General features: G+C 64.3%; 17 protein-coding genes. 11 read left to right on the forward strand and 6 right to left on the reverse strand.

The window, feature by feature from the left end; all coding sequences use genetic code 11:
• Positions 1 to 6: 6 nt before the first annotated feature.
• The 3 genes from ACXAEH_RS08275 to ACXAEH_RS08285 all read right to left on the reverse strand — a co-directional run bounded on the left by ACXAEH_RS08275 (position 7) and on the right by ACXAEH_RS08285 (position 3646).
• The gene (locus ACXAEH_RS08275; RefSeq protein WP_475031982.1) at positions 7 to 789 is read right to left on the reverse strand and encodes a gamma-glutamyl-gamma-aminobutyrate hydrolase family protein; all 783 of its coding nucleotides are present in this window, start codon (positions 787 to 789) and stop codon (positions 7 to 9) included.
• A 220-nt stretch (positions 790 to 1009) separates the two neighbouring features.
• Positions 1010 to 1435, reverse strand: coding sequence for a GlcG/HbpS family heme-binding protein (locus ACXAEH_RS08280; RefSeq protein WP_475031983.1), 426 nt, complete (start codon positions 1433 to 1435; stop codon positions 1010 to 1012).
• Positions 1436 to 1507: 72 nt separating this feature from the next.
• Positions 1508 to 3646 (reverse strand): malate synthase G, encoded by a 2139-nt coding sequence (locus ACXAEH_RS08285; protein WP_475031984.1) that lies wholly within the window; start codon positions 3644 to 3646, stop codon positions 1508 to 1510.
• A 220-nt stretch (positions 3647 to 3866) separates the two neighbouring features.
• On the opposite strand from ACXAEH_RS08285, the gene pepN reads away from it, so the two are divergent.
• From pepN to ACXAEH_RS08300, 3 genes are all read left to right on the forward strand, one after another.
• Positions 3867 to 6419, forward strand: coding sequence for an aminopeptidase N (pepN, locus tag ACXAEH_RS08290; RefSeq protein WP_475031985.1), 2553 nt, complete (start codon positions 3867 to 3869; stop codon positions 6417 to 6419).
• Entirely contained in the window at positions 6412 to 6870 is a 459-nt protein-coding gene (locus ACXAEH_RS08295; protein ID WP_475031986.1) for a hypothetical protein, read from the forward strand. Before pepN ends, ACXAEH_RS08295 begins: the two co-directional genes overlap by 8 nt.
• Positions 6871 to 6996: 126 nt before the next feature.
• Complete coding sequence (locus ACXAEH_RS08300) at positions 6997 to 8283, forward strand: hypothetical protein (protein WP_475031987.1); 1287 nt, start codon at positions 6997 to 6999, stop codon at positions 8281 to 8283.
• A gap of 42 nt (positions 8284 to 8325) precedes the next feature.
• Here the strand turns inward: ACXAEH_RS08300 and ACXAEH_RS08305 are convergent, their stop codons facing one another.
• Positions 8326 to 10701, reverse strand: coding sequence for a Tex family protein (locus ACXAEH_RS08305; protein ID WP_475031988.1), 2376 nt, complete (start codon positions 10699 to 10701; stop codon positions 8326 to 8328).
• Positions 10702 to 10994: 293 nt separating this feature from the next.
• On the opposite strand from ACXAEH_RS08305, the gene gatB reads away from it, so the two are divergent.
• Positions 10995 to 12506 (forward strand): Asp-tRNA(Asn)/Glu-tRNA(Gln) amidotransferase subunit GatB, encoded by a 1512-nt coding sequence (gene gatB / locus ACXAEH_RS08310; RefSeq protein WP_475031989.1) that lies wholly within the window; start codon positions 10995 to 10997, stop codon positions 12504 to 12506.
• Positions 12507 to 12744: 238 nt separating this feature from the next.
• On the opposite strand, the gene ACXAEH_RS08315 is transcribed toward gatB, so the two are convergent.
• The gene (locus ACXAEH_RS08315; RefSeq protein ID WP_475031990.1) at positions 12745 to 13761 is read right to left on the reverse strand and encodes a phospholipase D family protein; all 1017 of its coding nucleotides are present in this window, start codon (positions 13759 to 13761) and stop codon (positions 12745 to 12747) included.
• 112 nt (positions 13762 to 13873) lie between these two features.
• On the opposite strand from ACXAEH_RS08315, the gene ACXAEH_RS08320 reads away from it, so the two are divergent.
• Positions 13874 to 14350, forward strand: coding sequence for a DUF4177 domain-containing protein (locus tag ACXAEH_RS08320; protein ID WP_475031991.1), 477 nt, complete (start codon positions 13874 to 13876; stop codon positions 14348 to 14350).
• Between the two features lie 17 nt (positions 14351 to 14367).
• Here ACXAEH_RS08320 and ACXAEH_RS08325 read toward each other — a convergent pair whose 3' ends face one another.
• Positions 14368 to 14622 carry a BolA family protein gene (locus ACXAEH_RS08325; protein WP_475031992.1) on the reverse strand — a complete coding sequence of 85 codons (255 nt, stop codon included), beginning with the start codon at positions 14620 to 14622 and terminating at the stop codon, positions 14368 to 14370.
• 107 nt (positions 14623 to 14729) lie between these two features.
• Between ACXAEH_RS08325 and ACXAEH_RS08330 the strand changes: the two genes are divergently transcribed.
• The 6 genes from ACXAEH_RS08330 to cobT all read left to right on the forward strand — a co-directional run bounded on the left by ACXAEH_RS08330 (position 14730) and on the right by cobT (position 21384).
• On the forward strand, positions 14730 to 15353 hold the full coding sequence (locus tag ACXAEH_RS08330; protein WP_475031993.1) for a DnaJ domain-containing protein: 624 nt from the start codon (positions 14730 to 14732) through the stop codon (positions 15351 to 15353).
• A gap of 168 nt (positions 15354 to 15521) precedes the next feature.
• Positions 15522 to 16547 carry a hypothetical protein gene (locus ACXAEH_RS08335; RefSeq protein ID WP_475031994.1) on the forward strand — a complete coding sequence of 342 codons (1026 nt, stop codon included), beginning with the start codon at positions 15522 to 15524 and terminating at the stop codon, positions 16545 to 16547.
• A 221-nt stretch (positions 16548 to 16768) separates the two neighbouring features.
• On the forward strand, positions 16769 to 17419 hold the full coding sequence (locus ACXAEH_RS08340; protein ID WP_475031995.1) for a hypothetical protein: 651 nt from the start codon (positions 16769 to 16771) through the stop codon (positions 17417 to 17419).
• 202 nt (positions 17420 to 17621) lie between these two features.
• Positions 17622 to 17990 (forward strand): BLUF domain-containing protein, encoded by a 369-nt coding sequence (locus ACXAEH_RS08345; RefSeq protein ID WP_475031996.1) that lies wholly within the window; start codon positions 17622 to 17624, stop codon positions 17988 to 17990.
• A gap of 362 nt (positions 17991 to 18352) precedes the next feature.
• On the forward strand, positions 18353 to 19339 hold the full coding sequence (gene cobS, locus ACXAEH_RS08350) for a cobaltochelatase subunit CobS (protein WP_475031997.1): 987 nt from the start codon (positions 18353 to 18355) through the stop codon (positions 19337 to 19339).
• A 167-nt stretch (positions 19340 to 19506) separates the two neighbouring features.
• Entirely contained in the window at positions 19507 to 21384 is a 1878-nt protein-coding gene (gene cobT, locus ACXAEH_RS08355; protein ID WP_475031998.1) for a cobaltochelatase subunit CobT, read from the forward strand.
• Positions 21385 to 21614 lie beyond the last annotated feature (230 nt).

The following is a 21614-nucleotide window of genomic DNA, read 5'->3' on the forward strand; positions in this document are numbered from 1 at the left end:
TGAAACCTATGCCGACTTCTTTTGCAGGCCCGCCCGCGGGCCGCCCGCGGCCCAGGCCTGCACGGCGGCGCCAAAGGCCTCGAACAGCGGCCGCGACACCGGATCGGCTGCGGCCTCCCACTCCGGGTGCCATTGCACCGACAGGGTAAAGCCCGGCGCATCCTTGATATAAACCGCTTCCGGGGTGCCGTCGGGCGCCTGGCCGTCCACCACCACCCGCGCGCCCGGCCGTTTGATGCCCTGGCCATGCAGCGTATTGGTCATCACCTCTTCGGCCCCGAACAGGCGGTGGAACACCCCGCCCGGGTTGAACTTGACCGTATGGCGCAGCGCGAACTTCTCTTCCAGCGTGCCATCCGGCGGCATCCGGTGGTTCATCCGCCCCGGCAGGTCGCGGATTTCGGGGTACAGGGACCCGCCCATCGCCACGTTCACCTCCTGAAAACCGCGGCAGATGCCCAGAAACGGCTGGCCGCGCTCGACGCAGGCGCGGATCAGCGGGAGCGTGATCGCATCGCGGGCCCGGTCAAAGGCGCCATGCGCCTCGGTCTCGGCCTCGCCGTATTCATGCGGGTGCACATTTGGCCGGCCGCCGGTCAGCAGAAAGCCGTCAAAGGTCTCCAGCAGTTCGTCCACGGTGACAAAACGCGGGTCCGAAGGGATCATCAGCGGCATGCAGCCGGCCACCTCGGCAATCGCTTCGGAATTCATCGTGCCGCCCGCATGAACCGGGTACTGATCATTGATCAGGTAGGAATTGCCGATAATGCCAACTTTGGGTCGCGCCATAATCCACTCGTACATCCATTTCCTGAAGGAAAACCTAGCCCTGCCCCCAGCCGGGTTCAACAGCGGAAGCGGCGCAACAAACTGTTCACGGGCGCACAGACTGCAAAATCCCCGCCGGGCGGCCCGGCAGGGAGTGTGTATGAACCACCGCGCGCCCAGCGCAGCACAGAGTGCATTCCGGTCCGGCGCGGGTCAGGTTTGCCGGGCCGGATTTCGCCGGTCAGATCTCGCCGGCCAGCCCCACGGCCTCAATGCCCGCCATAGCGGCAACCGCGTCATTGTCCGAGGTATCACCGGTAACGCCAACCGCGCCGATCACCGCACCCTTCTTGTCGCGGACCAGGACGCCGCCCGGCACCGGCACCACCTGGCCGCCGTAGACGCCATTGACCGCGGCCATGAAATAGGCCTGGGCTTCCGCCCGCGCCATCTGCGCCGATCCGGCCATGCCCAGCATCACCGCGCCGTAAGCCTTGCCATGGGCAATCGCAAACCGGCCCGGCGCGGCGCCGTCCTCGCGCTCAAAGGCCTGCACATGGCCGCCGGCATCCAGCACCGCCACCGACAGCGGCTTCAGCTCCATCTCACGGCCCTTTTCCAGCGCCTTGCGGATAATCGTGCGCGCCCGGCGCAAAGAAATACTCATGTCCCGTCCCTTTCATCTTTCCGGAAATACTCCGGGGAGCGCGAGGGGCCGGCCCCTCGCCCCTTCTCTATGTCACCCGGCCGCCTTCAGTTCCAGCCGCCGCGCATGCAGCACCGGCTCGGTATAACCCGAGGGCTGCACCCGCCCCTTGAACACAAGATCGCACGCCGCCTGGAAGGCAATGGTGTCAAAGCCCGGCGCCATTGACCGGTAGCTGTTGTCGCCGCGGTTTTGTTCATCCACCACCTTGGCCATCTTGCGCAAGCTCCCCAGGACTTCCTCTTCGCTGACCACCCCGTGATGCAGCCAGTTGGCGATGTGCTGGGCGGAGATCCGGCAGGTGGCGCGGTCCTCCATCAGGCCGACGTCGTTGATGTCCGGCACCTTGGAGCAGCCCACACCCTGATCGACCCAGCGCACCACATAGCCCAGGATCCCCTGCGCATTGTTGTCCACTTCGCGGGCGATCTGGCGCGGGGTCCATTTGCGGTAGGTGGCCAACGGGATTTCCAGGATTCCATCCACATGGGCGCGGCGGCCGCCGGATTTGAGCCGTTCCTGCACCGCCAGCACATCCACCTTGTGGTAGTGCAGCGCATGCAGCGTTGCCGCGGTCGGGCTTGGCACCCAGGCGCAGTTGGCGCCGGACTTCGGATGCTCGATCTTCTGCTCGATCATCGCCGCCATCATGTCGGGCATCGCCCACATGCCCTTGCCGATCTGCGCCCTCCCTGACAGCCCGCACTCCAGGCCGATATCCACGTTCAGGTTTTCATAGGCCCCGATCCAGGCCTTGCGCTTGATGAAGTCCTTGCGGCTGAAGGGCCCGGCCTCCATCGAGGTGTGGATCTCGTCGCCGGTGCGGTCCAGGAAGCCGGTATTGATGAAGGCCACCCGGTGCTTGGCGGCGCGGATGCATTCCTTGAGGTTGACCGAGGTCCGGCGCTCCTCATCCATGATCCCGATTTTCACGGTGTGGCGCGGCAGGCCCAGGATGTCCTCAACCTTGGCAAAGATCCGGTCAGCGAATGCCACTTCTTCCGGCCCGTGCATCTTGGGTTTCACCACATAGACCGAGCCATGGGCGGAGTTGCCGCTGTCCCGTTTCAGGTCGTGCATGGCGATCATCACGGTGATCAGCGCATCCAGCAGACCTTCAAAGGCCTCCTTGCCATCGCCATCCAGCACCGCCGGGTTGGTCATCAGATGACCCACATTGCGCACCCACAACAGGGCGCGCCCTTTGATCGTCAACTGCGTGCCATTTGGCGCAGTAAAGCCGAAATCCGGGTTCAGGCGGCGGGTAATGGTCTTGCCGCCCTTGTCCAGAACCGCCTCCAGATCGCCCTTCATCAGGCCCAGCCAGTTGGAATAAGCCAGCACCTTGTCCTCGGCATCGACGCAAGCAACCGAATCCTCGCAGTCCATGATCGCCGACATCGCGCTTTCCAGCCGCACATCCGCCAGCCCGGCCTGGTCGCGGGCGCCGATGGCGTGGGCGCGGTCAAAAACCAGTTCCACATGCAGGCCATTGTTGCGCAAGAGCACCGAATCCGGCGCCTTGGGGTTGCCGCGGTAGCCTGCGAATTTCTCCGGCTGCGCCAGCGGCAAATCGTCGATCAGCAGCTGGCCGTCCTGCACGTGATAGCGGCGCACATCCGCGTGGCTGGCGCCCTCAATCGGGAAGGCCTCGTCCAGGAAGACCCGCGCCCGCGCCACAACCCGCGCGCCGCGGCCCCGGTCATAGCCGCCCGCAGGCGCAGCAGAGCCCATTGCATCGGTGCCATAGAACCCGTCATACAGGCTGCCCCAGCGCGCGTTGGCCGCGTTCAGCGCGTAACGGGCATTGGTGATTGGCACCACCAGCTGCGGCCCCGGCACCTGGGCAATCTCGGGATCAACATTCTGCGTTTCGATCTCAAAATCCGCTCCCTCGGGCAGCAGATAGCCAATGTCCTCCAAAAACGCCTTATAGCCCTCATGGTCATGCGGTTTATCGCGGTTGGCGATATGCCAGGCGTCGATCTTCGCCTGGATCTCCTCGCGTTTTGCCAGAAGCGCCCGGTTCTCCGGGCCAAAGCCATTCACCAGTTCCGCCAGGCCCTGCCAGAACGCATCCGCATCGACGCCGGTGCCCGGCAGCGCCTGCTTCTCGATAAACTCCGCCAGCTCCGGCGCCACCTGAATTCCCTGTTTCTCGACCCGGCTCATGTTTTGTTCCTTTCGGCGGTACACCACTGTATGCCGATCCATCTAGAACAAAAGTTTCCGATCGGCAACAAACCAGGCACCTTGTGAAACCGAACTCAATTTCTTGTTTTTCAAGAAAGTGCTGCGGATTTTTCCGGTTACTGGCCCTGCGCCGCCATTCCGCTTGCAGTCCCGCCCCTGTCCGCTACACCTGAAAGAAGCAGTGCAGAGGAGAGCGAGAATGGCCAAAGACACGCCCCAGACCTTCTATCTGAAAGACTACACCCCCTTTGGGTTTGACGTCGAAAGCGTTCACCTGACCTTCCGCCTGACACCGGAAACCACCCGGGTGCTCAGCAAGATCCGCTTTGCACCCAAGGCGGATGCGGCGGACAAGACCTTCTTTCTGCACGGCGAGGAGCTGCAGCTGATCTCCGCCAAAATCGACGGCGGGGCCGTGACGCCAGAGCTGGTCGATGGCGGCCTCAAATGCGATGTGCCCAGCGCCCCCTTTACCTGGGAAGCCGAGGTGGAGATCAATCCGGCCGGCAATACCGCGCTGGAGGGGCTTTACATGTCGAACCGCATGTATTGCACCCAATGCGAGGCCGAGGGTTTCCGCAAGATCACCTATTACCCGGACCGCCCCGATGTGATGTCCACTTTCACTGTGCGGATTGAGGGCGACGAGCCGGTGATGCTGTCCAACGGCAACCCCACGGGCGCGGGAGAAGGCTGGGCCGAATGGCATGACCCCTGGCCGAAACCGGCCTATCTGTTTGCGCTGGTGGCGGGCGATCTGGTGAACCATCCCGGCAGCTTCACCACCAAGTCCGGCAAGGAGGTGGAGCTGAACATCTGGGTCCGCCCCGGGGATGAAAACAAATGCGCCTTCGGCATGGAGGCGCTGAAGAAGTCGATGAAATGGGACGAGGACGTCTACGGCCTGGAATACGACCTGGAGCTGTTCAACATTGTCGCCGTGGACGACTTCAACATGGGTGCGATGGAGAACAAGGGGTTGAACATTTTCAACTCCTCCTGCGTTCTGGCATCGCCTGAAACCTCCACAGATGCAAATTTCGAACGTATTGAGGCGATTATCGCCCATGAATACTTCCACAACTGGACCGGGAACCGGATCACCTGCCGTGACTGGTTCCAGCTGTGCCTCAAGGAAGGGCTGACGGTTTTCCGCGACGCGCAGTTCACCGCCGACATGCGCTCGGAACCGGTGAAGCGGATCGACGATGTGATTACGCTTCGCGCCCGCCAGTTCCCTGAGGACAACGGCCCCCTCGCCCATCCGCCGCGCCCGGAACAGTTCCAGGAGATCAACAACTTCTACACCGCCACCGTCTATGAAAAAGGCGCCGAGGTGATCGGTATGCTGAAACGGCTTGTCGGCGATGAAAACTACTACAAGGCGCTGAAGCTCTACTTTGAGCGCCACGACGGCCAGGCCTGCACCATCGAGGACTGGCTGAGGGTGTTCGAGGACGCAACCGGGCGCGATCTGCAGCAATTCAAACTGTGGTACAGCCAGGCGGGCACCCCGCGGGTCAAGGTCACTGAAGACTATGCCGACGGCACCTATACCCTGACGTTCGAACAATCGACACCGCCCACCCCCGGCCAACCGGACAAGGCGCCGCGGGTGATCCCGATGGCGGTGGGGTTGCTGTCACCCAACGGCGATGAGGTCCACTCAACGCAAGTGCTGGAACTCACCGAGGCCAAGCAGAGCTTCACATATAAAGGCCTCGCCTCCAAACCCGTCCCCTCGATCCTGCGCGAGTTCTCCGCCCCGGTGATCCTGGAGCGCGAGACCACCAACGCCGAACGCGCCTTTTTGCTGGCCCATGACACCGATCCCTTCAACCGCTGGGAGGCGGGCAACGCGCTGGCCAAGGAAACCCGCGTGGCGATGGTGCTGGATGGCGCCGCACCGGATGCGGCCTATCTGGACGCGCTGGAGAAACTGGTGCGTGACGACGGTCAGGACCCGGCCTTCCGCGCTCTGGTGCTGTCACCGCCCAGCCAGGCCGACATTGCCCAGAGCCTGCATGACCGGGGCTTCACCCCTGATCCGCAAAAGATTTATGACGCGGCGGAGACTTTTACCCAGGTCCTGGCGCAGCAGCTGGAAACCAGCCTGCCCCGGCTTTATGCGGCGACCACCGTCGAAGGCCCCTACTCGCCCGATGCCGAAGGGGCCGGAAAACGTGCCCTCAATGGCCGCATCCTGTCGCTGCTGACCCGGCTGGACGGCGGCGAGCAGGCCGCGCGCCAGTATGAAGCCGCGGACAACATGACCCAGCAATATGCCGCCCTGGCTGCGCTGATGAAGGCTGAGAAGGGCGAGGCGCAAAGCCAGGCGTTCTTTGACCAATGGCAGGACGACCGGCTGGTGATGGACAAATGGTTTGCGCTGCAAATCGCCTGCTCCGCGCCAGAAAAGACGGCTGCCACCGCCGCAGACCTCACCCGGCACGCGCTGTTTGACATGAAGAACCCCAACCGCTTCCGCGCGGTGATGGGGGCGCTGGCAGGCAACCACGCGGGCTTCCACCATGCCAGCGGCGAAGGCTATCAGCTGCTGGCCGGCAACCTGATTGCGCTGGACAAGCTTAACCCGCAGACCACTGCCCGCATGTGCGCCGCCTTCCAGACCTGGAAGCGCTATGGCAGCGACCGGCAGGCGCTGATCCGCGCGCAGCTGACGCGGATCGCCGGCGCAGAAGGCCTCAGCCGCGACACCAATGAAATGGTCACAAGGATCCTGGATGCCTGAGACACCTGAAACCTTGACCCCGGCGGAAGACTACAGCTTCTCCCGCCGGGGCCGCACGCCGGCCGCGATGCTCGCTACCGGCGGCTGGCTGGCAGCGCTGCTGGTCTTGTGGCTGCTGTTGCAGGCCGCCTGGTGGCTGGTTCTGCTGCTGGCCCTGCCGGTGCTGCCCGCGCTCGCAGATCTGATCCGCAACCCCTTGGCAGGCCTCAGCATTTCCGGCACCCGCATCGAATGGTTCACTGGCAGCCTGACCGGCAGTGCGGACCTGGGCGAGCTGAACAAGGTGCGGTTTGACACCCGCTGGGACTTCTCGGTGCGCGCCACCCTGATCCTGCGCAGCGGCCAGCGCATCCGGCTGCCTCAGGAAGCCACCCCGCCCCACGGCGAACTGGATGGCGAATTCCAGAAGCGCGGGGTCCTGACCCAACGGCATCACTTCACGGCCTTCTGAGCCCCTCCCGCAAAGCAGGCATTAATCCGCCTTGGGACCGGAACTTCCCCAGTGCCGCCATCTTTGCGCCCCATTGCCTGACGAAACTGTGAACAACAATAAGCTGCCACTTATCAGGAAGCACGAATGCTCACACCGTCTCGACAGGCGCGGGATCTCCTGTCCCGGATTTCCGGCAAGGTTTCCAACCGCCTCCGGCCCGCTGCGCGTCCGGAACCTGCCCCCTCTCCGACCCCGGCCGAAGCGCTGCTGACCCGGCCGCTGGAGGACAGCCTGTCGATCCCCGTCTGCAGTACCGAAGACGACCCGGAAAACGCCGATGCCCAGAACCGGGGCCAGTTTCTGGCCCGCCAGGAGCGATGGGAGGACCTGTCCCGCCAGATCCGTGCGGCGGATGAGGCGCGCACCGCCACCCGCTGCGGCCTGCCCGTTGCCGACCTGATCGCCTATGGCGCCCGCGCCGACGTGGTGAACGCCACCGAACATGCTCTGGCCGAGCAGGAAGACGCCAGCAGCCGCAGCCTGATCCGCGGGCTGATGGCTTTTGAAGCCCTGCGCGCCGAACACCGCCACAACCCCTATCTGACCGCGCTGGTGGCGCTCGCGCATATCGACATCGGCTGGGCCTGGCGCGCACCGGGCAAGACCCAGGCGGCGGACCCGTCCAGCCAGCGCCGCTGCGCCGCCCATTTCGACCGTGCTGCCGCCTTGCTGCAGCCGCTGGCGGACGTCAGCCGCAACAGCCCTTTCCTCAAAGGCGCCCAATGCTCGCTGCTGGCCGGGCACAATGGCGAAGCGCTGCGGGTCGCCGACGAGTTCGGCGCCCTGATCGACCTTGCCCCAAGCAATCACCGCCACATGCGCACCCTTGGCACCCATATGCTGCCGCGCTGGTCCGGCTCTTTTGCCGCGCTGGAGCTGGAGGCCCGCCGCACCGCTTCGCGCACAGACGGCATCTGGGGTGCGGGCGGCTACACTTGGGTCTATTTCGACGCCATCACCGTCGACGACCAGGCCTGCGCCCGGGTCGACACCCGCTTCTTTCTGGACGGGCTCAAGGACATCGTTGCCGCCAATCCCTCGCAGGAGATGATCAACCTCCTGGCCGCCTATTGCACCGTCACCCTGCGCAAGGGCCTGGGACAGAACCTGCAAGCCGACGTGCCGCGGCTGAAGATTGCAGAAGCTGCGGATTGGCTGATCCGCGACCACCTGAAGGAACTGCATCCGCTGGTCTGGGCCCATGCCGCCGAAGGGTTCGACAACAGCGCCCGCGTCACCTCGCTCAGCCGCTTTGCTGCCCGCGGCCATGCTGGCGCGCTGCAGGCTATCGCCGGGCAGTTCCGCGAGGAGATTGAGGGCGGCCAGAAGGTTGCCTTTACCAAGCAAGGCCTGCAGTTCAGCCCGGCCTGAGTTCAGCCCGGGCAGCAGGAACGGGGCCGAGGCCCCGTCTTGTCATTTCTTCTTGAACGCATCCATCAAGGCCGCGCCCAGCGCGCCGGTGCCTTGACCTGCCCCCTGGCTGCCCTGCTTGCCGCCCTTGGGTCCGGCAGGCATCTTGCCCCGGCCGCCCTTGCCGCCCTGCGGCCCGCCCGGCTTGCCGCCGCGATGCGGGCCCGCGCCTTTGGCAGGGCCGCGCGCGTTGCGCTCTTCCTTGGCGGACGCACCGCCGTCCTTCTTCATGGTGAGGCCAATACGCTTGCGGGGCACATCCACCTCGGTCACCGTGACCTTGACCACCTGACCAGTCTTCACCACCTCATGCGGGTCCTTCACAAACCGGTCGGCCAGCTGGCTCACATGCACCAGACCGTCCTGATGCACACCGATATCCACAAAGGCACCAAAGGCGGCCACATTGGTGACCGTGCCTTCCAGCACCATGCCGGGCTTCAGGTCGGTGATCTCCTCCACCCCATCCTTGAAAGACGCCGTCACGAAGGACGGGCGCGGGTCGCGGCCCGGTTTTTCCAATTCCTGAAAAATGTCGCGCACGGTGGGCAGGCCAACATCGCCGCCCGCAAACTCCTCTGCCCGCAAGCCTTTCAGCGCGGCCTCATCGCCCATGATCTGGCGGATATCGCGCCCGCAGGCGGCCACGATCCTGCGCGCCACGCCGTAGCTTTCGGGGTGGACCGAGGACGCATCCAGCGGCTCCTTGCCGTCGCGAATACGCAGAAAGCCCGCGCATTGCTCAAACGCCTTGGGGCCAAGCCGCGCGACCTTCAGAAGCTCCCGGCGCGATTTGAACGCTCCGTTCACATCCCGGTGCGCCACAATCGCCTCCGCCAGGCCGGGGCCAAGGCCGGAAACATGACTCAACAGCGGCGCGGAGGCCATATTGAGGTCGACGCCCACCGCGTTCACCACATCCTCGATCACCGCCTCCAGCGATTTCGACAGCTTGTGCTGGTCCACATCGTGCTGGTACTGACCCACACCGATGCTTTTGGGTTCGATCTTGACCAGCTCCGCCAGCGGATCCTGCAGGCGCCGCGCAATCGACACCGCCCCGCGCAAGCTCACATCCAGATCCGGGAACTCCTTTGCGGCCAGTTCGGACGCCGAATAGACCGAGGCGCCGGCCTCAGACACCACCACCTTGGTGGGTGCCTTCAGTTTGGCCGGCAGATGCTTCAGCACCTCCGCCACCATCTTCTCGGTCTCGCGGCTGGCGGTGCCATTGCCGATGGCGATCAGCTCTACCCCATGTTCGGCGATCAGCTTCACAATCGACACCTGCGCGCCGCGCAGATCGTTCTTCGGCTGGAACGGGTACAAGGTCTCGGTGGCCACCAGTTTCCCGGTTGCATCAACCACTGCCGCCTTGACGCCGGTGCGGATGCCCGGGTCCAGCCCGAGAGTCGGCCGCGCACCGGCTGGCGCAGCAAAGAGCAAGTCCTTCAAATTGCGCGCAAACACCTGAATGGCGTCTTCCTGTGCACGGCCGCGCAGATCGCCCATCAGTTCCAGCATCATCGACAGCGACAGCTTCACCCGCCAGGCCCAGCCCGCCACCTTGCGCAGCCATTTATCGCCCGGGCCTTGGCCGCCCGCACCCAGCACCGCCGCGACCATCGCCTCGGCCCGCGCCGTGCCCTCTTCCGGCTCCGGCCCGACATCCAGCGTCAGCACCCCTTCGTTAGAGCCGCGCAGCATCGCAAGTGCGCGGTGCGAGGGCACATCCGCCCAGCGCTCGCTATGGGCAAAATAGTCCGAAAACTTGGCGCCTTCCTGCTCCTTGCCTTCAACCACCTTGGCGGTGACCACGGCTTCGTGCTGCAGAAACGCCCGCAGCCGGCCCAGCAGATCCGCATTCTCCGTCAGCCGCTCGGTCAGAATATCCCGCGCTCCGTTCAGCGCGTCCTTCACAGTGGCCACGGCCTCGGTGATATACCCCTCCGCCAGTTTCTCCGGATCGGCGCTGCGGTTGGCCAGAATGGCCTCCGCCAGCGGCTCCAGCCCGTTTTCGCGCGCAATCATCGCCTTGGTGCGCCGCTTGGGCTTGTAGGGCAGATAAATGTCCTCCAGCTGCGCCTTGGTCTCCGCCCTGGCGATCGAGGCCGCCAGATCCTCAGTCAGCTTGTCCTGGGACTTCACCGACTCGAGGATCGCCCCCCGCCGCTTCTCCAGCTCACGCAAGTATTCCAGCCGCTCCGCCAGGGTGCGCAGCTGGCTGTCGTCCAAGCCCCCGGTCGCCTCTTTCCGGTAGCGCGCGACAAAGGGCACCGTGGCGCCTTCATCCAGCAGCGCCACTGCGGCGCTTACCTGTTTCGCGCTGGCGCTGATTTCACCGGCAATGGTCTGGCTGATACGGGCGGATGTGTCCAAGGCGGCCTCCTGATATTCTGCTCGGGCTGCCAGTTCTACCCCTGCCCGCGCGCATCGCCAAGAGGCTGAATCAGCACCAAGCGAACCATCGCGAAGGGCAGCGCCCGTCCGCGGGCGGAAGCGTAGCGCCCGCCCAGGGGGGGCGGACGGGCGCTGCCCGGGCTTTCAGCCCGCGCAAAATAGGGACGTTCGGCACGGCTCAGAGCTTTCTCCGGCGCCTGCCCCCTTGCCCCTCTGCCCGCACAAGCCTAGAACGCTTGCCAGACACAGACATTCGGATACGGCGGAAAACCATGCTCGACCTGACATATGAACTCCCCAAGCCCAAGGTGATCGCGGGCGCCAAGCATGACTGGGAACTGGTCATCGGCATGGAGGTGCATGCCCAGGTCAGCTCCAATGCCAAACTGTTCTCCGGCGCCTCTACCAAGTTCGGCGCCGAGCCGAATTCCAATGTGGCCATGGTCGACGCGGCGATGCCCGGCATGCTGCCGGTGATCAACGAATACTGCGTGGAACAGGCGGTGCGCACCGGGTTGGGCCTGAAGGCCGATATCAACCTGTGGTCGGCCTTTGACCGCAAGAACTATTTCTATCCCGACCTGCCGCAGGGCTACCAGATTTCCCAGCTTTATCACCCCATTGTGGGCGAAGGCGAAGTGCTGGTGGAACTGGGCGACGGCACCGCGCGCAACGTGCGGGTCGAACGGATCCACATGGAGCAGGACGCGGGCAAATCGATCCACGACATGGACCCCAACATGTCTTTTGTCGACCTGAACCGCACCGGCGTCTGCCTGATGGAAATCGTCTCGCGCCCCGACATCCGCGGGCCGGAAGAAGCTGCCGCCTATATCGCCAAGCTGCGCCAGATCATGCAGTATCTGGGCACCTGCGACGGCAACATGCAGAACGGCAACCTGCGCGCCGACGTCAACGTCTCGGTCTGCCTGCCGGGCCAGTATGAGAAGTACCAGGAAACCCAGGACTTCTCCCACCTCGGCACCCGCTGCGAAATCAAGAACATGAACTCCATGCGCTTCATCCAGCAGGCGATCGAGGTCGAGGCACGCCGCCAGATCGCCATCATCGAGGCCGGCGGGAAGATCGACCAGGAAACCCGCCTCTATGATCCGGACAAGGGCGAAACCCGCTCCATGCGCTCCAAGGAAGAAGCGCATGACTACCGCTATTTCCCCGATCCCGACCTCTTGCCGCTGGAAATCGAGCAGGCCTGGGTGGACGGTATCGCCGCCAATCTGCCGGAGCTGCCGGACCAGAAAAAGGCGCGGTTCATCAGTGACTTCGGCCTCAGCGACTATGACGCGTCAGTGCTGACCGCGGATGTGGAATCGGCGGCCTTCTTTGAGGAAACCGCCAAGGGCCGCTCGGGCAAGCTGGCTGCCAACTGGGTCATCAACGAGCTGTTCGGCCGTCTGAAGAAAGAAGACCACGCGATCACCGACTTCCCGGTCTCCCCGGCGCAGCTGGGCGGCATCATCGACCTGATTGCCTCCGACGCGATCTCCGGCAAGATCGCCAAGGACCTGTTCGAGATCGTCTATACCGAAGGCGGCGACCCGGCGCAGATCGTCGAAGAACGCGGCATGAAACAGGTGACCGACACCGGCGCCATCGAGACCGCCCTGGACGAAATCATCGCCGCCAACCCGGCGCAGGTGGAGAAGGCCAAGGTGAACCCGAAACTGGCTGGCTGGTTTGTCGGCCAGGTGATGAAAGCCACCGGCGGCAAGGCCAACCCCAAGGCGGTGAACGAGCTGGTTGCCAAGAAACTGGGCGGCTGATCAGCGGAAAATTGGATTGCAAAAGGGCGCCCCTGCGGCGCCCTTTTTTCATGTCTAATCCGGGTGTGACATGCGTGCACCGCCTGTACACCCCCTGTGCACCGGGTGGCGGCCAATCACTGAGGGCATTGCCCGGCCGCGGGCGGAAACGAAGTGCCCGCCCATGGGGGCGGCCGGGCAATGCCCGGCGTGCCGCCGGGCGGAACATACGCAGCCTGCGGCTCTTGGCGAACCAGCGTTACGCCCGCCCGGAACTCTTCACCCTGTTCGCAAGCTCGTTGCAGCTTACAAACCAGTTTTCGAAATCTTCTTCACCAAAGCTGGCAAGCTCCTTTAGCGCTCTGATCAAGTCCTGGTGGACTTTTCCCGTGTTCACAATGCGTCGCATTCCACCGGCCTTGTATTTCAAACCTTCAACTTCTTCCCAGCAAAGGATTTTGGCAAAGGTAGCGCCTTCGGCCTCATAAGAAGAAGGCCGGACCAAATTTACATATAATCCCCCCTGCTCTCCCACGTGAAAAGCCAGGCAAGCTTTCTCCCGGTATTTTTCGTTCAACTTCCAACCGAAGTATTCCCATTTGGTCTTATCGTATTCTTTTTCCGCTGCCTCGGGGCCAAGATCTTCGCGTTGTTTTTTATAGTCTTCGCGCACCACACTCGGGGGAACAGTTGCCGTTGTAACTAGAACCGGCATATTGCGGAGCACATGCGGTTGCTGAGTCAAAGTTTCGTAGAGGGACAGCTTTTCTGGCTCCCCGAACTCTTGCTCGCTGACCGGCGCCTTCCCGAACCGTTCCTCACAGATGCGGACATGGTCCTCGGTTGCCTCCACGCCTTGACCAAACATTGACTTGGCCAATTCGAAGAACGGTTTCGCATGCTTTGGCTTGTCGAAATATGCACATGCTTCATGGTTTCCACTGCCTCCGAAGTGTAATCCCCGCAGGGAAGCATTCGCGGAGCCAACCAGGGCTTTGGATCTGGACGCGAATATCTTGGCATGTAATCCATCCAAAACCTTAACCGTCACGCCGGGACACCCCATAAGCGCTCTTAGTTCTGTTGGTTGAGTACCACCGCTTTGCACGTCGAGAACCACATTGACATTTTCCCGCGCAGAGACCCCCAGAAACTTCGCCGTACCACCGCTCCAGTAGGCGACGGCAAGGTAGAGCTCTTCGCCCGCTTGAATAACTTCCTTGGCGCGAATCCCTATCTGTGCACCCGTGACTGGCTGAACCAATTTCTTCCCCATTTTTTTGCCACAACAATGGCGGCACCCTGCAGCACCCCGCCTACCGCCACAACCCGCGCCTTGACCCCTCCTCCTTATCCGCTAAACCTGCCCCTGAGACAGGAGAGCCCGCATGCCAGCCTACGAGTACAAAGTTGTCCCCGCCCCCGCCAAAGGCACCAAAGCCAAGGGCGTGAAGACCCCGGAGGCGCGCTTTGCCAATTCGGTTGAGATCCTGCTGAACGAGATGGCCGCCGAGGGCTGGGAGTTCCAGCGGGCAGAGCTGCTGCCGAGCGAGGAGCGGTCCGGCCTGACCGGCTCCACCACCAATTGGCGCAACGTCATGGTGTTCCGCCGCTCCGTCGCTGCGGCCCAGCCTGCCGCGGCCCCGGCGGAGGCCCCGGCCCCAGCGCCCGAGTTCCGCCACAGCGAGCCGCCGCTGACCGCGGCTGCGGGCGACCCGCAGGCGCCGCCGGATGCAGCCCAGGTGCCCGGCCCCGGCGCCGCGAAAATGCAGGCCGACGACGGTGTCGAGGAGCTGAGCCCGGTCTCCGGCATGACCGCCGCGCTGAAACAGCGCGCCGCGCAGAAAGGCGACGGGGAGGACTGAGCCTCCCCCGCATCTATTCAGACGCCAATATCCAGCGCCAGCGCGTGGATGCGCGCTACGATGCCGCCCAGCGCCTTGTGCACCGCCCGGTGCTGCGCCACCCGGTTCATGCCTTGAAAGGCCTCGGCGCGGATCATCACGGCAAAATGGCTCTCGCCCGAGCCGTCGTCGCCGGCGTGGCCCGCGTGCTTGCCGCTTTCGTTCACAACCTCCAGCGCTGCGGGCGCAAAGGCCTCTTGCAGCGCCGCTTCGATTTCGTCTTTCACGCTCATTTTCCGCTCATCCCCAGAAATTTTTCCTGCGCCCTCTTCAATCTGGCGCGCCTTAGATTAAACTGCTGCCTCCGAGTCGAACAGATGCGTCTAGAAGGTGCACCCCCATGAGCAAGTCCGATCCTTTTGGCTTTGATATGTCCGTCCGCTCCGCGAAAAAGAAGAACCCGCGCGGGCGCCGGGCGGCCACCGGCGCCTCCGAAACCTCCCAGCGCATCTGCGACAAGGACGGCTGCGAGGAGGCCGGCAAGTTCCGCGCCCCCAAAGCGCCGGATGTGCTGGATGACTTCTATTGGTTCTGCCAGGAGCACGTGCGCGAATACAACAACCAGTGGAACTTCTTCGAAGGCACCACCGAGGCGGAAATGAACGCCCAGCGCTCCAAGGACAAGGTCTGGGAGCGCGAGACCAAGCCGATGGGCGACCCCGAGGCGCGCGCCTGGGCACGGCTGGGCATCGAGGATCCGCATCAGGTGCTGGGCGCCAATGCGACCCAGAACCCGGGCCGCAGCGCCAAGGCGGGCCGCCGCCTGCCGCCGACCGAGCGCCGCGCGGTCGAGATTCTGGAGGCCAAGGACGACTGGTCCAAGGCCGATATCCGCAAGGCCTACAAGAAGCTGATCAAGGTACTGCACCCCGACATGAACGGCGGCGACCGCAGCCAGGAGGAGCAGCTGCAGGAAGTCATGTGGGCCTGGGACCAGATCAAGGACAGCAAGAGCTTCAAGTAAGCGCAGCCAGCAGAAATGGCAGAGGGCGGCGGGCAGCCGCCCTTTTTCTTTGCCGGGCTGCGCTGTGCCCGGGCGATTTCACCTTGGGTTCACGGCAGCGCAAAGCAGGGCTTAATTTCTGACTGCCATGCTCAACCCATGGATGTTTGAGCCATGAAGGGGTGAGCCATGCAGGTCAGCACACAGACACCGTCCTACACAGCGGCGCTGTTTCAGCCGTCCGCCGCGGCCGGGACGGGCGGGGCGCCGCTTCAGGATCAGGCAAGCCGCTACCAGCCGGGACAAACCCTGTCCGCTCCGGGCTATGCCCCGCCTATGGCCCTCACGCTCACTCTGCCGCCGCAGACCCAGGCGGCGCTGGACCTGATACAATCGATCATTGAAACCGAGCAGGCGGCGCTGAAGCAGAACGTCTTTGACTTCCTGGTTGACGATTTGAGCAAGGGAATGACGGCAAAGCAGCGGCAGGAGCTGGAGGCATCGCTGGAAACGGTGAAATTGGAACAGCTTTCGGCGCATGATGGCCCCGGCAGGCAGGCTTCGCAGGAAACCCTGGATGCAAGCAGGCTGCTGGACCGGCTTCAGTTTCTGACCAACCGTGCAACGAGAGGCTTGGGAACATTGGTCAAATCCTGGACCTTTGGCACCGACAAGGTGCAGATGACCCGCGAGGAACTGGTTGACCGGGTCATCACCCGCGGCGTCGACAGGCAGATTGACGCCATGAAAAAGGTTTCTGAGCTGACCAATTCGCCGGAGTATCTGGAGCTTGCGGCCCGGGACGGTTCCGTTCCGCGGTCAGTGCCGCCGATGACGGAAGAAGAGGAAGCCGCCGCCCGCGCAGACCTGCTGGCGCACCGCCGGGCCCAATACAAACGCGGTGAGCTGAACATCGAGATCACGGTTTACGCCAGCGCAATGGCCGCGAACTACGATGAAGCCTACACAACCATAAACACGGCAACCGGCGCGCAGGTAACCAACGAGGCAAACGCGGTTGCCTTCCGCGATGAATGGGAGCTTAGCCCCCGCAAGCAACAGTCCTTCCGCCGGATGCTGGAAGGCATCGGCTTCACCAGGCCGGAGGACTTCGACACCCCGCCCCCGGAGAAACTGAAGAGACTGGCCGAATGGAGCCCCCTGCTGGCCTCCCATCCGCATCTGCCTGAAATCGTGCGGGATATTTTCGCCTAGCAACGGGTTTGCCCCGCATCAGCCCGCACGCCGTTCCGGGCTCCGGCTGAGCCAATTCACTCACAGCAGAGACCGGGGCGGCCTGCCAGCCTTCTGCCCGGGGTTCTGCGCCAGCCGGAAACAGGCCTCTCTCCGACCGGCACCGGCACAGAGCCGCCCAGCCCTGCAGCGGCCGCCGCCATCCGCTTGCAGGCGCCTGCGGTTTGCAGCTAACTCGCGCCATGCCAGCCAAGATCTTTTCGATGGAGGCGCGGGAGGACGGCAGTGCCCGTCTCGCGCTCAAACTCAAACCTGCCGGCCGCAGCGGCATCGAACGTATTTCCTGCGATGTGCCGCCGGAGGGGCTGGTGCAGCTAGTGCTGTTTGCCGAAGCGCTGTGCCTGCGCGGCGCCGCAGGGCTGCCGGCCGCGGCCGAAGTGGCGCTTGACGGGCTTGTGCTGTCTTTCGACCCGGCCGCGCAGGAGATCCAGGTTGCGCGGCAGGCTGGCTATTCGCAGCAATCCGCCCGCCTTCCGGCCACCAGCTTTCTGGCGGAAATGGCCGCCATGAGCGAGGTCTGCATCGCCCGGGCCGAGGCCTCGAAACACGGGCCTGCCCTCAAGGAGATTCTCGCGGAATGCGCCGCACCCGATCTGCTGCAGGGCCTGCCGCCCGGGGACGATGCGGAACAGGTGCTGCACCACCTGCGCGAAATAGCCCTGCTGCTGCTGGTGCAGGAGGCCGCCGCCCGCGGCTCGGCACTGGCCCGCAAGTTGCGCAGCAAGAAGTCCCGCGCTCAGGCGGAGGACGCGGTCCGCGCCCTGCTGCACGGGCTGGGCGCGGAGCTTGCCGCAAGCCCGGACCGCCACTCCGCCCCGGCGGCCGGCGCCTGACGCCCGCGCTGCCGGCAGCCGGCCGGCTGCCCCGGACAGCCAGCGGTCTATCCTTTGGGATAGCCGCCTGCGCCTTTGCCCCGGCTGCGGAGCCATTCCTATCCTTTTGCAGGCAAGCCGGAAGCGCGGAACCCGTGTAGATTGAACTTATCGAAACTGTTCACGCTCACAGCCGCCGCCCGCCCTGCAAAGGAGACAGATCATGAACCGCCTCATCCTCGCCGCCACCCCCGCCGCCGGCCTCTCGCACCAGGACATTGGCAAATTCATCAGCCAGACCCGGCCGCAGTGCCGCAGCGGCGGTGTCACCGGCTTGATGATCCGCGACGGGGATCTTGTGCATTTCATCCTCGAAGGCCCTGAAGCGGCCTTGCAGGACACCATTGCCCGGGCCCGCGCCAGCCAGTTGTTCGACGCGGCCGAGGTGGCCGGCGCGATGCCGATCCGCTTCCGCGCCTTTGACAAGATCTGCCTGGCCTACGCCAAGCCCGAAAACCTGCCACAGAATATGCGCCGGGAGATCACCATGCTCACCGGGCTGGAGTTCGGTGCGGCCGCGCTGGCGGCCTGATGCCGCTTGCCCCCGCTGCTGCATTGCCGACCCGGCCGCCGCGGCCATGGGCGGTCTTTTGCCGAAAATTTACATTTCCGAACATTCTGCTTTGACGCAGCCTGCCGCCGCCGGCTAGGCAGTTATGAGCCGGCCGCAGCCTACCCCCCCGAAGCTTGACAAGAGCCGGCGATACGCGCCCCCTGCTGCCCGGCCGGGGGCGCAGTTTCGTTGCCAGCCCCCCGCCGCCTGTCCAGTTCCGGTTCAATCGCATCTTCAGCTGGATTGAGGCGCGACTTTCCCTTGCACGCGGACGCCAGATCGGGCACCAATCGCGCGGATTGGACCCTGAACGCAGGGAAACGGGATAAGGATCGACTGGGATGACCGACGGCTTTGTGGACATGAATGCGAAACCGACCGAGGCGGTTTCGGTGCGCGATGTGTTCGGGATCGACACCGACATGACGGTCAAGGGCTTTGCCGAGGGCTCCGACCGGGTGCCGGCAATGGACCCGACCTACAAGTTCGACCCGGAAACCACATTGGCCATCCTGGCAGGTTTCAGCCACAACCGCCGCGTGATGATCCAAGGCTACCACGGCACCGGTAAATCGACCCATATCGAACAGGTCGCCGCCCGCCTGAACTGGCCCTCCGTGCGTGTGAACCTCGACAGCCACATCTCCCGGATCGACCTGATCGGCAAGGACGCGATCAAGCTGCGCGACGGCAAGCAGGTGACTGAATTCCACGAGGGCATTCTGCCCTGGGCCTTGCGCAACCCGGTTGCGATCGTGTTCGACGAATACGACGCGGGCCGCGCCGACGTGATGTTTGTGATCCAGCGTGTTCTTGAACACGACGGCAAGCTGACCCTCTTGGACCAGAACGAGATCATCACTCCGAACCCGTTCTTCCGCCTGTTTGCCACCGCCAACACCGTTGGCCTGGGCGACACCACCGGCCTCTATCACGGCACCCAGCAGATCAACCAGGCCCAGATGGACCGCTGGTCGCTGGTCTCGACCCTGAACTACCTGAGCCACGACGCCGAAGCAGCGATCATCCTGTCGAAGGCGCCGCATTACAACACCGAGGCAGGCCGCAAGACCATCAGCCAGATGGTCACCGTTGCCGACCTCACCCGCACCGCCTTCATGAACGGCGATCTGTCGACCGTGATGTCGCCGCGGACCGTGATCAACTGGGCCCAGAACGCCGAGATCTTCCGCAACGTGGGCTATGCCTTCCGCCTGTCGTTCCTGAACAAATGCGACGAGCTGGAGCGCCAGACCGTGGCCGAGTTCTACCAGCGCTGCTTTGACGAAGAGCTGCCGGAAAGCGCCGCCAGCGTTTCGCTGGGCTGATTTTGACGTGCCGCCCGGCCGAAAGGCCGGGCAGCGCCCGACCCGCCCCCCACGGGGCGGGCGCTTCGCTTCCTGCCCCGCCGGGACGGGCGCTGCCCTAACCGCAGCCCGCCCACTGGACTTTACCGGAGGCTAAGGCGATGCTGACAAGCGGATAAGGTGCGACCATGAAAAAGCCAAACGACAACCCAGCCGATCCGTTCAAGAAGGCCCTGACTGAGGCCACCAAGGTGATGGCCGACGACCCGGAGCTGTCGGTCAGCTACACGGTCGATCCCTCGGGCCTGTCGGGCGACACCATGCGGCTGCCGCAAGTCTCCCGCCGGATGACCCGCGAGGAAGTGCTGCTGGCCCGCGGCACCGCGGACGCGCTGGCGCTGCGCCACAAGTTCCACGACGACGCCACCCACGCAAAGTATGTGCCGCAGGGTGAAATGGCCCGCGACCTCTATGAGGCGATGGAAACTGCCCGCTGCGAGGCGATGGGCGCACGCCACATGCCCGGCACTGCATCGAACATCGACGTCAAGATCCGCAACGAGTCGATCCGCCGCGGCTATGACCAGATGAAGTCCTCCTCCGAGGCGCCGCTGGCCGCTGCCGCGGGTTTTCTGGTGCGCCATCTGGCCACCGGGCGCGAGCTGCCCGAGGGTGCCGGCAACATCATGGAGCTGTGGCGCGGCTTCATCGAATCCCAGGCCGGCGGCACGCTGGAAAACCTGGACGAAACCATTGCCGACCAGGCCGCATTCGCCAAGCTGGCGCGGCAGGTGATCTCCGACCTTGGCTACGGCGACCAGCTGGGCGATGACCCGGACGAGCTGGACGACGACGCAAACGACGAAGCCGAGGACAACGCCGAGGAGCAGCAGGACCCGGACAGCACCGGCCAGGACGACTCGGAAGAGGAACAGGCCGACGCCTCCCCCGAGCAGAGCCAGGAGCAGCAGCAGGACGAGAGCCAGGCCCAGGTCTCGATGGATGAGATGGCTGACGAGGAGCTGGCCGAGGATGTGGAGATGCCCGACGGCGAGGCGCCGCTGGAGCCGCCCGCGCCGCCGCCGGTCTCGGATGCCGACCCGGATTACAAGGTGTTCCTGGACACCCATGACGAGGAAATCAACGCCGAGGATCTGGCGGAGCCCGCCGAACTGGAGCGTCTGCGCGCCTATCTCGACCAGCAGCTGGAGCCGCTGAAAGGCGCGGTTTCGCGACTGGCGAACAAGCTGCAGCGCCGTCTGCAGGCGCAGCAGAACCGCTCCTGGGAGTTTGACCGCGAGGAAGGCATCCTAGATGCAGGCCGCCTGGCGCGGGTGGTGGCCAATCCGACCACGCCCTTGTCGTTCAAGGTCGAAAAAGACACCGAATTCCGCGACACCGTGGTGACACTGCTCTTGGACAACTCGGGCTCGATGCGCGGCCGCCCGATCTCCATCGCGGCGATCTGCGCCGACGTTCTTGCCCGCACCCTGGAGCGCTGCAACGTGAAGGTCGAAATCCTCGGCTTCACCACCCGCGCCTGGAAGGGCGGTATGGCGCGCGAGGCCTGGCTGAACGAGGGCCGCCCGCAGCAGCCCGGCCGCCTGAATGATCTGCGCCACATCATCTACAAGGGCGCCGATGCCCCGATGCGCCGCACCCGCGCCAATCTGGGCCTGATGATGAAAGAGGGGCTCTTGAAGGAAAACATCGACGGCGAGGCGCTGGAATGGGCGCACCGCCGCATGGTGCACCGGCAGGAGGCGCGCAAGATCCTGATGGTGATCTCCGATGGTGCGCCGGTGGATAATTCGACACTCTCGGTGAACCCGGCGAACTATCTGGAGAAACACCTGCGCGACGTGATTGCGATGGTGGAGAAGAAGAAGCAGGTGGAGCTTTTGGCCATTGGCATCGGCCACAACGTCACCCGCTACTACCAGCGCGCGGTGACGATCACCGATGTGGAGCAGCTGGCCGGCGCAATGACCGAACAGCTGGCCGCCCTGTTTGACAGCGACCCGCGCGCCCGCGCCCGTGTCATGGGCATAAAACGCGCCGGCTGACGCCAGCAGGCCGAACCTGGGCCAAGGGGCGCTCCCGCGCCTTCGGCCTGCATCAAAGATGCCGCCCGCAGCCTTGGGCATGGCCGCGCGCTGACGCGCGCGGCGGCACCGGAGGCCAGGGCCTCCGGTGCTGGGCCCAACCGGGCGCCGGGCATCTTTGATGCCCCAAGCCTGGGCGGGAGCCCGCCCCCCCTCTGCTGCCGTCCTCCCTTTGCCTTCGTGCCGCGAGG

The organism is Leisingera sp. ABM4_060 (genome assembly GCF_056158765.1).